The sequence below is a fragment of the Phormidesmis sp. 146-33 genome (assembly GCF_052939515.1).
Genome location: NZ_JBJPHU010000013.1, coordinates 44,456 through 58,829, shown reverse-complemented (window position 1 = coordinate 58,829; position 14,374 = coordinate 44,456). Strand labels below are relative to the sequence as shown.

Below are 14,374 nucleotides of genomic sequence, written 5' to 3'. Positions count from 1 at the left end.
CAACCTTGTTTAGAAGCGTCCTATGACCTCTTCTCCTCGCCCTATCACCGTCGATCTAGATGCCAGTCATCCCAATCTGTTGAACGGGTTAGAAGCCTGGTTGCAGCTTGATTTACTGACCGATCGACAAGTTCAGTCGTTGAGCCGTCTTTATTTAATTTGTGCTTTGTCAGACGTTTTGGTGGCTCCCGTTGTCAGAGAAGCCAGCTCTTCGAGTGACCCGTCGGAAGTCGCAGTCACGGACTTTATCACAACGATTCCCAGAGAACAGCGTTCTCAGCCTGGGCCGGCTCCGAGCAATTTTTTGACTCGATTTTTGCAATCCTTCATGGCAGAACTCAGCGTCGTTTGGCTGCTGGTGTTGGGCGTGTTTATGGTGATTGTGTCTTCGGCGGTGCTGGCGGCGAGTCAGTGGCAAAACTTTCCGCCTGTGGGTCAGTATCTTGTGCTGTTGGCTTACACCTTGAGCTTTTGGGGTGTCTCAACCTGGGCGGGTCGTCAAGAAAATTTGCGGCTGACAGCCTCGACGCTACAAATCATCGCGCTATTGTTGGTTCCGGTTAATTTTTGGGCGATCGACCGTTTTCTCCTTCAGTCTTTTCAGCTTCAGAATGGGGTAACGGCAGCGATCTCAGGTTTGATTCTCACAGCAATCACATTTCCACTATTTAAAAGTTCGTTACTCTCTGCTAGTGCCGTCGAAAAAACACGATCGCTGCTCTGCTATTTGGGACTCAGCTATTTACAAAGCGGTTGGGAATTTGCACAATTTCCGATTTTAGCGATTTATCTTGCTGCGGTTGGGCTAACGATCGCACGTCCTCGATCGTCGTCCAAATTACTGTCACTGCTTGGGTTTGCCTTAGCGCTTCTCTTGATCCGGGCGGTGTTTATTGTCGGTGTGGATGTTGCTCAGTTGGGTCTGGCGTTTGGAATTTGTGGCTGGCTGACGGCTCGATTTGCTCAACAAACAGAACGATCGCGGCGATCGTGGTCACTCAGCAGTGGATTGCTTGGTTTGGGCTGGTTAGTGTCTGTCGGCAGCGTGCCCTGGCAGGCGCTGGTCGTGAGTGCGATCGGGCTATGGGTTTGTGTAGAACGGCTGCGTCGATTTTGGCGGCGATTTGAGGTCGTAGGACTGGTCGCGATCGCGCTACAAATGTCCTGGTTACTTTGGCGCTTGATTCCTCCGACAACTCAGGTACAGATTGTTGAATTTTCTACGCGCCTGACTGAAACTCAAGGAATCCCAGCAGCATTGTTAGGGTTGATTTTATTTCCCTACGTGCCTATCACGCTAGCATTGTCAGAATGGTTGCACCAGCAGCAGAAACCAGCCTTAGAAAAACTCGCTGCCAGAATTGCATTAGCGTTGGGAATTTTGTTCACTGGGCTGAGTGTATTTGTGCCCCTGACTCAAACCTGTAATTTATTCTTATCGACTGTCACGCTGGTATGCGTTACCTGGCGCTGTCGTTCTCGTTTAGCCTATGATTCTTTAGTTCATTTCACTCATCTCACTGGGTTATTTACAATTCTATCTGCGATTCACTATTGGTTTCCAGATTTAGACCAGAGCCATTGGGCAGGAGTCTTGCTCGTGTTCACGATCGCAGAGTGGGTTTTTAGCGTAACCGTTCAAACTGTATTGCAGAAAAGCCCCTGGTATGTTGGATTCGGCTTCGCGGCTGCATCCTATACGCTGTTATTAGAGAAAGCTCCACCAATTTTATCAACCAGTTGGTTAGTGATTCCTTTAGCGTTAACTGGAATTGCCGTTCGATTCTCAGACAGACGACGAATTGCAAGCTGCATCAGCACGATCGCGCTTCTGGCGGCTCAGTTTCTTACCTTACAATCTCCAGAAACAGGACTCTTTAGCTTGGGGTTAGCAGCCTTATTGACGGTCGTAAACTCACGCTGTTTGCTCCAACTCGAAGCGGCTCAGATCGCAATTGGGTTCAGCTTAACGTTTATCAGTTGGCTGCTTTGGCATTGGGTGCCGGGAATGCGAGAAGCAGAAAGTTGGCTTTTGGTTGGTGCCATCGCGGCCACTGTACTTTGGCAACTGCGTCGAATCTTTCAAACTCGAACCTCACAAATTCTTGCCCTTTATGAAACTGCCAGCGATGGGTGGGCCCTGTTTCTCTGTGCAGGGGTTTTGATTGGTTCAACGGTTCATGCGATCGCACTTTACGCAGCGCTTACTTCGCCCTCCCTAGTTGTCCTGGCAGCAATTTTCCTCGTGACAGCCGCCAGCACCCGTACCTGGCAAACCCGCTCAGAGCTATCATTTTGGGTCATCGGACTGGGCTTAGAGTTACTAGTTGCCGAAAGCCTGGCCTGGGCAGAACCCTCCATTCCCTATCTGAGCATTATCAACGTCGGATTAGGATTGGCGACTCAAGTGGTGGGCGATCGACGGCAGACAAATGGAGTTTGGGGTTGGCATGGATTGCCATTGGTCTACGGTAGTTTTGCGCTGTTTCTGCGTCTGCAAACCTTTGAGGCGTGGACGGGCATGATTTCTCTGGGTGTGGCGCTGATTGCCATTGGAGTCGGTCGCCGCCTTCCGACGCTTAAACCACTGACTTATTTGGGCGCGATCGGCATCTCTCTATCGGCTTATGAACTGCTGTTTTATCAAATTCAGGCATTAGATTGGAGCGATCGCTTAATGGCTATGGCAACTCTTGGTGCCGTTCTGATGGCGCTCTACAGATGGCTATTTCCGCTGTGGTCAAACTACTTTCGATTAAGTCTTGCCGAAGTGAAACAACTGGCTCATCTTCACTGGGGAATGAGTAGCCTTATTTTAATCGGAGCGGCTGTTCTCACATTACTTGTCCCCACTCCTGGGACTTTAGCGCTAATTGGTTTTACAACAGGAATGATCCTCTCGCTGTATGCCATTTTTCAGGCACGACGACACCCTAGCCTCACAACAGCCGAATTTTGGCTCTACGCAGGTCTCTTAGAAGCCGCAGGATTAGCCTGGTATCTCAGCACAAAACCCTGGTTTAGCGGAATTTTTAGCAGCGTTTTCCGTCCTTATGCGGGGGCACTTACGGCGATCGCTGCCTTCTTGATCTTCGTGACTCCGTGGGATCGGTTGGGTTGGGCAAAGCGCCCCTGGCAAAGGGTTTCGTTGGCGGTTCCTCTTTTGGTGCTGGTGGGAACGGCAGCGATCGTACAGCCGCTCAGTCTGATTGTTACAGGCGTTTTCTATAGTTTAGTTGCTTCCATTCGTCGAGAAGTGCGCTGGACTTATCTCAGCGTTGGCTTACTAAATTGGTTAGTTTTGAGCCAGTTAAATCGGCTGAATGTTGATTTGTTGTTCTGGCAGGTGCTACCGATCGGGGTTTCAATTTTGTACTTTGCTTACATTGAGCCATCTTTTCAGCAATCAGACAAGCATGAATCTCGGCACCATGTTCGGATTTGTGGAGTGGGTTTAATTTGCATTGTTGCTTTGTTTACTCAAGAGAACTATGGTATTCTTCCGGGCATTATCAGTTTGATTGCGATTTTTGCTGGATTGGGACTAAAGACCCGTGCATTTCTGTATGTCGGAACGGCTGTCTTTTTGCTTAATGTATTCAATCAGCTTGTGATTTTAGCTACGGTCTACTCATTCCTCAAGTGGGTAATTGGTCTGTGTATTGGAATTCTCCTAATCTGGGTGGCTGCTAACTTTGAAACCCGTCGAGAGCAAGTCACAACCTTGATGCAAAACTGGCTTTCTCAGCTACAGGAATGGCAGTGATGAGGAAGGAGACTTGAAGGACTCGTAGGGTAGCACTTCTCACTACCCTTTTAGTATCATTTTCCTAAATAACTTTGAACTAGAGAGTTTGTCACTCTACTGAGTGATTAGTCCTTTTGCAAATAATGTAGGTAGATCAAGAATGTACAGCGATCGCTCTTGATAAGGCACTGTTCCTTGAAGATAGTCAACGGGCACGGACTCGATCGCATTTGAGATCTTGGACAATTTGCGTGGATTTAACAAAAACATGGTATCTCGAATTCCATCAACCACGATACCAACCACAAGGCTATTAACCTCGATGACCATCACTTTAGCAGGACTAACAAACGTCTTTAATGGCTGATTTAACAACCCCTTAATATCAATTAAAGTAAGAATCTCACCCCGAAAGTTGATGTTTCCAACAAAATGACCGGGGCAGCAAGGAATCGGAATGACTTGACGAACATCTAGAAATTCTTTGATGATTTTCAAGTCAAACCCAAAGACCTCATTGCCCAACGCGATCACCGCTAAAGAATTTAATCCTTCTGCATGTTTCCCATCTGCGGATTGTTTGAGCCTGTTTGTTCGCTCTTGTAGAATTGCTCTTTCTTCCGAGGTCGCAGTTGAGCAAAATTTAAGCTGCTGTACTGATAAAGATTGAAGACCCTCCGATCGCTCTCCATCGTCATCACCGTTACCATTAGTTCTGTTGTTTAACCAATCAACGCTAGTGATATTTTGTTGAATCTCTGGAAAACAGCCCCACTCCTCTGGAGCGTTTAATACCAAATCAACCAACAAATGATACTCATAAAAATCAGTTAATTAACCGATTTCTATCTCTCAGATTTGAAAAACCCCCATCAGGGAAGCCGTTTCAAAGTCCCCCAAAATGGGGGATTTAGGGGGCGAGGATCTGTATCAGTAACTAGTGAATTTGGTATAAGATAAAGATCTCCTCGTTGATCGTGATATCAGCAATCGTAATATCAGCAAGGATATGGTGTGCAATCAAAGCGACGAATGGGATCAAACGGCATCTGGCGGTTGATAGCTTAGGCTTTCCGTTTTTTACCCACTGCACCAGGGCGAATGTGACCGATGACCAAGGACTCATTGAGATGCTGACCCAGAACATCGACTACTTCCGACAGAAGCCTTCCGACCTGCCCAAGGCGACCCTTTTGCTCGACCACGGCTATCACCCTGACAAGCTTCAGAAAGCGCTGGAGCAGGTCTGTCCAGAGATTATGACTAAGATTGAGTTTGAGGTGTCAGAGAAACCGTCCAAGGCTCAGAAGGCGGCTCAAGGCAAGTCAGGGTTTGTGCCTATGGCAGTGCGATGGGTAACTGAGCGCACAGCCCTGTAGGAGGGTTTCCCTCCGTCCGCCATCGACTGGGCAAGAGAGCGGTCTAATAGTTGGGTGGAACGGTGCAAGAACTTGGTCAAAAACTTTGAGTGGACATTAGAACATGCAAGAACAAAGCTCAATCTTTGCTTCATTCGGTTGATGGTGAAGCGATTAGCAACTTAAATAGATGTCAAATGGATTCTATAGTATCTGCAAATTTTTACGAGATACCCCTGCATTCAAAGAAACCCCCATTATTATTCTTACGGGCCAGAACAAGTCTTCAATTGATCGAACCCGTGCAACAATGGTCGGTGCAACCGAATTTTTAATTAAACCTCCCCACCCTCCAGAGCTGTTGAAACTTGTTAAGAAGCATTTGGATTTGAAGGGCGAGACTAACTCAGCTTCCACATCATAGTTATTAGGTTCATACATTTGAATTAGGTCAAGGCTCCTCTTTTGAGGGTTCCTGAAAAATCAGAGATGAAACCTAACCTAACTCCAAACTGGTGACACCAAAAATACGATCGCTCTCTACGTCTGGAATCCGACCATGATACATGCGGACACAGGTAAACACAGGCTGTAGTCGGTACTTTTGAATTAGAGACGCGATCGCTGGATTCACATCAGGTAGATCAATGAAGACAGGTTGATCTGCAACATGACCGATCAAAGCACGAAAAATACAATCCGCAATGTCAACGTGATCAGCAAACAAAGCCCCAATTTTGAAACCTTGACGACAGGGACGTAACACGCCATATCCCACCAAGCGATCGCTGGACAACACTCCGTAGGCGGCTCCTCCTCGGACAGATATCCAGAATTTTAGAAAGTGAGGACGACTGGCTAAAAAGAGTTCGGCATCATAACGGGCAAGCTCTGCAAACGGCACATTGATTAATGGAGTCACTTCATCAGATGGGACGGGTGCAGATCCTTGTGCATGGCTCGACGCTTGATAAACATGACGAACATGACGATAAGCCGGGATAAACTCAAGGCGGCAACAAGTGGCTTCTCGATCGACCACTCCATCCAGTCCAATCCAGTGCTGAGACGGCTCTAATCTTGTAGATAATTGCTGCCACGCAGCTTGCCAAATCTGTTGCCCGTAGCCCCGTTTCCGCCACTCTGGTTTGACAATGTATAGACCGATGAATGCGAAGGTGCGATCGTAACAAACCGCCGAAATACAGCCGATCATTTCTCCATTGATCTCTGCCTTGAGAAAGCCTGCGGGATCTGCTGCATAAAACGCGATCGCGTCCTCAAGTCCCGGATTCCAGCCTTCCAGAGCAGCCCAATCTAACGCCAATTGCACATCCGCCAGCGACATCGATCGCACCTTCAAATCATTCATTCCTGCCTCCAAAACAGATTACCCGCATGGGCACTGTAGAAGTTTAGGAAAATTAGCAGAATTTGAGAAGTACAGCCTACACCCAATTCTCAAAGGAACCCATGATAGAAGTCTCAACCCTGGAACTCTTGGTCAAGCGGATTGCTCCTAAAATGGCATTACCTCCCGCAGCGCAATCGGTTGCGCGTCGCGTCGTTCAAGGCTACTTTTTGACAATCTCTAACCTCGAAGCCAAAGATCTGAGATATCGATTAGAGTTTCGCATCAGTTTGCCTGACAGTCCCGCGGATATGGATGCGGTCGATCGCATTCTAGAAGGCAACACCTTTTTGATCTACGACATTGCTGGGTTTAACAACATCTTGACGCTCAATCGCATTGGCATGACGGGTCGATATGTGAGCCAGGAGTTCATTATTCCTGCTCAAAAAACGGCTTCTGTCGAACTGCTACCTGATGTCACCAAGTTTGCCAGTTTGCCTGATCCCCAGTTAGAAATTCGCGGCTATGTGTCGCTGTCGTTGCCTCGCGATTTTTCGGGTTCGACTCCGTTTGAAAAACTGATTGGCAAACCCCAACTGCCTCAGCCCGCCAAAGTGCTACTCAATGCTGAAATTCGCGGCACGTTTTTGCCCAACGATTTCCCCAGCAATCCCAACAGTGCTGACTTTGACCAAATCAACTACTCTCTAGCATTGGCAAGCGGCAAAGCGCTGAATCTGGTGCCCTCTGAGCCTTCTAGACTGTTGGTGCCCGGTAGTGCAGTTGGAATCGAAGTCACTTCTGAAATCCCCAGTCTGCCCCCTGCCAATGGAACCGGAACCGACTCCGCAAATCTTGTGTCAATGTTGGCTGCAATGTTATCTAATGGCAACGGTAACGGAAGTGGAAATGGGAACGAAATTGAAACCTTAAATCAATCGTTCGCCGAGCTAAATCTACCGCTGAGAATGTCTGCGCTCTAAGTTGTTAAATCCTTCATGGGGGAACTTTGAACCAAAACTTATGGCTTGAAGTTCTCCCTAACTAGAGGGTTTGATTAGACGACGTGATCAATAACGCAGTCAACGACTTTATTGAATTTACAACAATTCGCGTTGAAGCCTCGATCGACGTAAGTTCGACAAAGTTTTCTGCTTCGGTTTCAGGTGCTTCTGCCTCCCAGCCCTACCGTGTATACACAAGTCGTCGCTTCGTTTCAGGCGGCTTCAGCCCCCTAAATCCCCCATTCTGGGGGACTTTGACCAAGGAAAGATTTCCAAAGTTCAGAGCCATGACGACGGCTCAAAGTCCCCCATTTTTGGGGGATTTAGGGGGCGAAGGATCTCAGCAATGACAGATTGATCAACTTGTGCGTACACGGCAGAACCCCTCAACCTGGGGGACTTTCAGACAGAATCTTTGGTTCAAAGTCCCTTACAAGTGCGGAATTTGAGGGACAACTTGATGCAACCAAACTAAAGCATTGCGTTGAGTTCATCGTCGAATTCTCCTGAGAAACGATCGCTGCCCACAATCACACTTTCCGTTTCCCGTCCTTTCTCTTCCTCCTTCACTGTCATGAATGCAGAATTTTGCTTTCGGCCGCTTTCTTTTAGCTGGGTTGCAATTCATCCTCAACCGAGGGGCGTAGTACAGTTTATGGGAGGCGCTTTTTTTGGCACGTTTCCCACACTGTTTTACCGATACTTGCTTAGACGGGTCTATGAGGCAGGTTATACAGTGATTGCGCTGCCGTTTCGGTTTAGCTTTCGGCATTGGCCGCTGGCGGTAGGTCTACTCAAAGAACAGGATGAACTGCGGCGAGAAATTGCGCTGACGGCTCAACAGTTGGGCTACGAATGTGACCTTTATCAAGACAAAACTCGCTACTTTTGGATGGGTCACAGTCTCGGCTGCAAATACATTGCACTACTAGAATTTTTGAGCGACGATCGCTGGCCTTCTCTTCTAGAAACCTGTACAAATGCTCGTCAAGTTGAGCAACTCAAACACGCCATTGCTGACCTTCGCCCCAATACCGTTTCGATCAAGGGACAACCCTCACTTTTGCTGGCACCCGATATTTCAGATACCGAGAGTGCGATTCCGATTCGGGCGCTGGCTCAACTGCTCGATCGCCTTCAATTAGGTGTATTACCTACGCGCAAACAGACCCAATGTTTGATTGCTCAAAGTGATTTATTTAATTTGACGGGCTTGATCTCTTTTGATCGCGACACCATTGCTGGAAGTGTTGCCAATCCTGGACAAAAACCATACACCGAGAATGATGTTTTGTGGTTACTAAATCAACTTAAGCAACGGGCTTTTCCACTACTCCATCAAGAGCTTTTGGGTAAACATCTCGAACCTGTGGGCGTGAAAATTGGATCATTCATCGTGGATCTCAATCCCTTTGATAAGTTTGTCAAGAGAATTAGCGATCGTCCCCTCGAAGATAATGTTCTTCAATTTCTAAAAGAGTTGCAGCAACGCCAACAAGCTCCTAACCTGGCTTCAAATGTTCAAAGCTTAGAGGACAATAATAGTATAAAAAATAGTATAAAAATTCCAGTGTCAGCAGTCTCTATTTCACAAGACTGAGAGATGTTTTGTATTGAAATCTACCAATTGGATGTTATTTGTGGCTGGGCTGTCATGATTTAGTGAACAACATACTCACAAATTCGGAGGCAGCATGGTCGCAAATCAGGTGCAAGAGGCAGCAGAAACTGAACCTCAAGAAAGTGTCGCATTGCCCGAAACACACGGACAGCTAGTAATCATTGGTGGGGCAGAAGACAAAGAAGGAGATTGCAAAATCCTGCGGGAATTTGTGCGGCGATCGGGCGGTCTGCAAGCGCGACTTGTGATCATGACTGTTGCAACAGGATTGCCCGGAGAAGTTGGCACCCAATACACCGAACTTTTTGAGGGAATGGGCGTTGCGAGCGTCAAAGTTTTGGACAATGCCAAACCAGAAGATGCCAGTGACCCAAGAGCGTTGGAACTGATCGAGCAAGCAACGGGTGTCTTTTTTACGGGAGGCAATCAGGCACGGATCACCGAGTTGCTCAAAGACACAGAACTAGAAGCCTTGTTGCATAAGCGGTTTTCAGAAGGCATTGTGATTGCGGGGACGAGTGCAGGCGCGGCGATGATGCCCGACATGATGATTGTTGAAGGCGAATCAGAAACCAATCCTCGGATGGAAGTTGCCCAAATGGATCGCGGCATGGGCTTTTTGCCAGGTGTGGTGGTCGATCAACACTTTGCCCAACGCGGCAGAATTGGCCGTCTCCTATCAGCCGTTGCTCAACAACCTGTTAATCTAGGATTTGGCATTGATGAAAATACAGCGATCGCTATCAATGGCAAAGAGTTAGAAGTGATTGGCGAAGGGGCAGTGACAATTGTGGATGTTGCCAATATCACTCATAACAACGTTGATGAACTTCTCAAAGATGAGCCACTTGCTTTGTGTGGTGCCACGTTGCACATTCTGCCCCAAGGCTACAAATTTGACTTAGAGAAGCGGCAGCCGATCGACTAGTCAGCAGTGAGTTGATAGTCAACTTCATAGCAAGCTGACAAGTTAAATTCAACATCTCCTCAGATCCCTGGTTTCATCAAGAAGTCGGGGATCTGTTTATGTGAAAGGTTTGATTTACTAATCAGTCATATTAAGTCGGACTAATACTTAAGAAATAATAAGATTTGTGTGTTTGTATCAAACGATGCTAGAGACTGTTAGGGAAATCAAGTAATAGATAAAAAAAGATAAGAACTGTTCAATTTCTTTAAACGCGATTTAGGAGAAGTTTAACCGACTCTTCAATTCTCCGTTTAGGATAGACTGTGAACACGATTCTGAAGGCAGGGTTTGACCTATTCGGAGTTTGAGGCCTGGGCAGTTTCTCCTACTTCCTTTTCAAAACGAGCCACTCTTGAAGCTCTGTGCCTATTTCAGTTCACTGTCATGTTTACTTAATTATTTTAACGGCGAATTTTCCATCCATGAGTTCGATCGAAATGCCGCTCTAAAGGAGTCATTCAAAATGCAGCTAGTTCCACGACCACGACGGGATGGAGAGTCCTCTAAAAAGTTTGAATCTGATCATCCGCCAAATCAACCCTGGATTGCGTTTACCGAGCAGTCAAAGGTGGGAGATGACAGACGCTCTCGTGACCTGCACACTGGAATTTTGCGCGATCGCTACACCGATGACGCTCTAGATTATCGTGAGTCTGATCGCGTGGTGATTTTGGTTGATGGCTCCAATCTGTTTTATGCGGCTTCTCAACTCAATTTAGAAATCGATTATGCGCGGCTGCTGGCTTATTTAACCAAAAATCGTCGTCTGGTGCGGGCTTATTTTTACACGGGGGTCGATCGCTCCAACGAAAAGCAGCAAGGGTTTTTACATTGGATGCGGCGCAATGGCTATCGAGTGGTTACTAAAGATTTAATCCAGCTTCCAGATGGTTCCAAAAAGGCGAATCTGGATATTGAGATTGCGATCGATATGCTGACATTGGCGGCTCACTGCGACACGATGATTTTGCTCAGTGGCGATGGCGATTTGACTTATGCAGTCAATCAAATTAGCTATCAAGGTGTGCAAATCGAAGTGGTTAGCTTGCGTTCGATGACCAATGATACGTTGATTAACGTTGCTGATTCCTACATCGATCTCGAAACCATTCGCCAAGATATTCAAAGACTGTAGTCAAAAGTGTGGCGGTCTTGTTGGGTGATCGGGGTTGTGGGGCAGTCGATCGACTCCTTCCAACTCTCCTGAATCCAAACTGTGGTGTGACTATTCGCAGACGAGTCTTACGATCGCGCCTCATAGCTAATGTGATCTGATTGATAAGCGGGTGGCTCTACGTGAATCAGGACTCTGACAGGACTGTACTTTTCCGCCAGCCGAGTTTCGACTTCTTCGGTAATGTGGTGCGCCGTCTCGACATCTTGAGCATCTACAATCAGGTGCATTTCAATAAAAGATTGACGACCGACCACTCCCCGCGAGGCAATGTCATGACAATTTAGGACTCCAGGCACCTGCGTTGCAGTTTCGTAAATCGCTTCGGGCGCGATCGCCATCTCATCCACTAGCCAGGGCAAATTTTGGCGCAGCACTGACCATCCACTCGTAAAAACCAGAATCGCCACCGGAAAAGACAACGCCACATCCAGCCATTGCCAGTTAAACGCCCAGATCCCAATCAAACCAGCCAACACGCTAATCGTCACCCACACGTCGCTCATGGTGTGTTGGGCATCCGCAATCAAAATCGGACTGCTGACCCGTTTTCCTTCTCCCCGCTCATAGAATGCCACAAAGATATTCACGCCCAAAACCAGCAATAGTAGCCAGAGTTCGGTTGCAGAGATTTGAATGGGTTTGTTGGTGCCAATCAGCCGTTCGATCGCGCCTTGAATAATCTCAAAACAAGCAATTCCTAGAAAGGCAGAAATGCCCAGTGCGCCGACCGCCTCAAACTTTTGGTGTCCGTAGGGATGGTCGCGATCGGGCTGAGGAGATGAAAAGCGACTGGCAATCAATCCCAAAATATTATTAGCGCTATCGGTGAGGCTATGAAGGGCATCCGCCAGCAGACTCAGCGACCCTGTTGAGTATCCAACGACGGTTTTGAGCGCCATGACAAATAGGTTGAGCAGTAGAGTAACGACTAATACTTTGCGTACTGTCGATCGATTGTCCAGAATCACAAGATCCACCTGATACCGTTTAGTTGCTATGACGATTAGTGTAGAACAGAGCGGGCTAAAAAATTCTGAAGTCTTGACTGCTTATAGAATTCAGCTTTCTATAGCGTGTGTGAACTCTTGAGGCTACTGTCAACTAGCGATCGAGCAAGACGGTTAAAAGCGCAAGTCTTTGTGATTGAGAGGCTGTTTCTTTATGTGTATCTTTGTCATTTAAGAAAACGTGAATTCGATGGAGTTTTCTCACTTCGTTATTCAGCACTTCTGCCCCTCAACCCCCCAATTTTGGGGGACTTTGAGACAATATTTCTCGTTCAAAGTCCCTCACTTGTGGGGGATTTAGGGGGCTGAAGCCGATTGAAACGAAGCGAGTCACTCTCATCGAACTGACGTTAAGAAAGTGTTGTTTTCTTTCTTGAGCAACTTAGAATCTATCAATAGGCGGAGCTATCGTTGTTGTCTTCATTTCGTTAAACCTGTCAAGAGACGGTTGTAAAATCCCAACTGCTGAAGTTATCTGCAATCTGTTTGCGTGTGACTTCGATTTGAGTGCCCCAGGGATTGTAAAGCTGAAAGCGATCGCTGATGGCGTTGTAGTTGAGAAGTGTGTAAGAGTGATTGGCCACAATGCCATACTCAACCGTCGCTCTTGTGTTGAGTGCAACCATGCTGCCAGCGTTCATTAAGCTGATCAGATGATTGGCGTTATTGGGTTGGGTGTGACTGCTCGTAGTGCGTCCTGTCAGTTGTGTCAGCGTGTCGTCTGGCCAACCGTAGTTGATTCCACTGGCGTTGGTAAAAGTGGCTGTAGTCGCAATCGTTTTACCGTTGTAAGAGTTGCTATTGTCTTGACCGATCCAGCCTGATTCATTGAGTTGAGCATAGGCTTTCTCGATGAGGGCGACCCACAGTTCGTTATTAGGATTGGTGAAGTGACCGCCCCCCCAACTGGCAAAGGCCGCCGCTCCTTCGGGACGAACGGGCAGAAAGCGATCGACCGTCACATAATCTGCAACGCCCTTGTTAAAAAAGCGAACCGTGTAAGTGTCGTCTCGATTGTCAATCAACATGCTGAGAATGGTATTAGGAGCGCGCAACGCAACCGCCCCCAACGCCGAAAGCAAGTAGCAGTTTGATACATCTTGCTGCACGATATCTTGGTAGCTGATTCCGTTTTGAAAGAGATCGCCATTTACAGACTCGTATTGATAAGTTGTAGTGCGATCGTAGGAAAGCGCGATCGGACGATCCTGTCCCAAAAACCATTTGCCGATCAGACGATCGAGTTGTCCAGCGCTGCTGTTGGCATAGAGACTGCCGATTCCAGAGCGCAGATTGGCGGGTTCACTGTAGACGACTTTGTTGGCAAGAACCTTGACGTATTCTGGCATTCCAAACTGAGCCGCATGAGTCACGATCGCTCTCAAGTCGGTCAATTCTGTAGGGTCGATCGTGCTGTAGTCTTTGGTTTCTCGAAGCAGCGTAATCATGTCGTTGCGATTGAGGGAGCCGTCTGCAAACAGTAAGTAGCGCGCTTCGCCAATCAGTCCTGCATCGCGTAAGTTAGTACTAAACCAATCGCCTTCGGAAATGCTGAGATGATAGCGAGTGTCACCGCTAAATTGTTTGACTTGTACAAAGTAAGTTCCGATAGATAACTCTGCGCCAATTAATTCGGCAACACTGCCCCGTTGAAGAGAATTAACAATAGAATCACTGTCATCTACAATTTTATTACCGTTAGTATCGCGGACTAATTGAATATCTGCGTCACTAGCCAACCCAGTTAAGGTAATGCTGGCAGAAATGCTGGAGGTAACGCTAAATCGATAGTTGTCTGAGGGATTGCGATCGCTCACATCACCCCTTAATATGCGAGTCCCGGCTAGCGTTCCCAAGTCCATCTCCTGAGTAGAGACCCCAGGCTGAACCGAGCCTCCCACACCGGACTGAGAAGCAGCACTCACCGCAAGAGCAGTCTGTAGCGGAGCATCACAACTCCAGAAACTCAAGGGGTTGGCATCAAGTTGGAGGCGATCCGATGTGGGCATCTGTTCTGTCCTTGTATGAGCGATCGGGGCTGATTTGCGACTCATTTTTTAGCTTCACAAATCTAGTTAAGCCTTCCCCCTGTTTTCAATAACAGCACAGGTTTGGGAGAAAATGAAAAAACGGAA

The 14,374-nt window shown here is 47.4% G+C and carries 10 protein-coding genes; 6 read left to right on the top strand and 4 right to left on the bottom strand.

What is annotated here, in order from left to right:
• The first annotated feature begins 22 nt into the window (after nucleotides 1–22).
• Nucleotides 23–3,766 carry a hypothetical protein gene (locus tag ACJ2PR_RS07835; protein ID WP_446876615.1) on the top strand — a complete coding sequence of 1,248 codons (3,744 nt, stop codon included), beginning with the start codon at nucleotides 23–25 and terminating at the stop codon, nucleotides 3,764–3,766.
• Nucleotides 3,767–3,862: 96 nt separating this feature from the next.
• On the opposite strand, the gene ACJ2PR_RS07830 is transcribed toward ACJ2PR_RS07835, so the two are convergent.
• Nucleotides 3,863–4,555 (bottom strand): chemotaxis protein CheW, encoded by a 693-nt coding sequence (locus ACJ2PR_RS07830; protein WP_446876614.1) that lies wholly within the window; start codon nucleotides 4,553–4,555, stop codon nucleotides 3,863–3,865.
• 170 nt (nucleotides 4,556–4,725) lie between these two features.
• On the opposite strand from ACJ2PR_RS07830, the gene ACJ2PR_RS07825 reads away from it, so the two are divergent.
• Complete coding sequence (locus tag ACJ2PR_RS07825; RefSeq protein ID WP_446876613.1) at nucleotides 4,726–5,127, top strand: transposase; 402 nt, start codon at nucleotides 4,726–4,728, stop codon at nucleotides 5,125–5,127.
• A gap of 475 nt (nucleotides 5,128–5,602) precedes the next feature.
• Here the strand turns inward: ACJ2PR_RS07825 and ACJ2PR_RS07820 are convergent, their stop codons facing one another.
• Entirely contained in the window at nucleotides 5,603–6,478 is an 876-nt protein-coding gene (locus tag ACJ2PR_RS07820) for a GNAT family N-acetyltransferase (RefSeq protein WP_446876612.1), read from the bottom strand.
• Nucleotides 6,479–6,579: 101 nt separating this feature from the next.
• On the opposite strand from ACJ2PR_RS07820, the gene ACJ2PR_RS07815 reads away from it, so the two are divergent.
• From ACJ2PR_RS07815 to ACJ2PR_RS07800, 4 genes are all read left to right on the top strand, one after another.
• The gene (locus ACJ2PR_RS07815; protein ID WP_446876611.1) at nucleotides 6,580–7,443 is read left to right on the top strand and encodes a hypothetical protein; all 864 of its coding nucleotides are present in this window, start codon (nucleotides 6,580–6,582) and stop codon (nucleotides 7,441–7,443) included.
• 595 nt (nucleotides 7,444–8,038) lie between these two features.
• Complete coding sequence (locus ACJ2PR_RS07810; protein WP_446876610.1) at nucleotides 8,039–9,064, top strand: DUF1350 family protein; 1,026 nt, start codon at nucleotides 8,039–8,041, stop codon at nucleotides 9,062–9,064.
• A 94-nt stretch (nucleotides 9,065–9,158) separates the two neighbouring features.
• The gene (locus ACJ2PR_RS07805; RefSeq protein WP_446856395.1) at nucleotides 9,159–10,013 is read left to right on the top strand and encodes a cyanophycinase; all 855 of its coding nucleotides are present in this window, start codon (nucleotides 9,159–9,161) and stop codon (nucleotides 10,011–10,013) included.
• Between the two features lie 505 nt (nucleotides 10,014–10,518).
• Nucleotides 10,519–11,190 (top strand): LabA-like NYN domain-containing protein, encoded by a 672-nt coding sequence (locus tag ACJ2PR_RS07800; protein WP_446867449.1) that lies wholly within the window; start codon nucleotides 10,519–10,521, stop codon nucleotides 11,188–11,190.
• A gap of 107 nt (nucleotides 11,191–11,297) precedes the next feature.
• On the opposite strand, the gene ACJ2PR_RS07795 is transcribed toward ACJ2PR_RS07800, so the two are convergent.
• Together ACJ2PR_RS07795 and ACJ2PR_RS07790 are read right to left on the bottom strand one after the other, a co-directional pair.
• Nucleotides 11,298–12,200 carry a cation diffusion facilitator family transporter gene (locus tag ACJ2PR_RS07795; protein ID WP_446876609.1) on the bottom strand — a complete coding sequence of 301 codons (903 nt, stop codon included), beginning with the start codon at nucleotides 12,198–12,200 and terminating at the stop codon, nucleotides 11,298–11,300.
• A gap of 476 nt (nucleotides 12,201–12,676) precedes the next feature.
• Nucleotides 12,677–14,293 carry a C2 family cysteine protease gene (locus ACJ2PR_RS07790; protein ID WP_446876608.1) on the bottom strand — a complete coding sequence of 539 codons (1,617 nt, stop codon included), beginning with the start codon at nucleotides 14,291–14,293 and terminating at the stop codon, nucleotides 12,677–12,679.
• Between the last annotated feature and the right edge of the window lie 81 nt (nucleotides 14,294–14,374).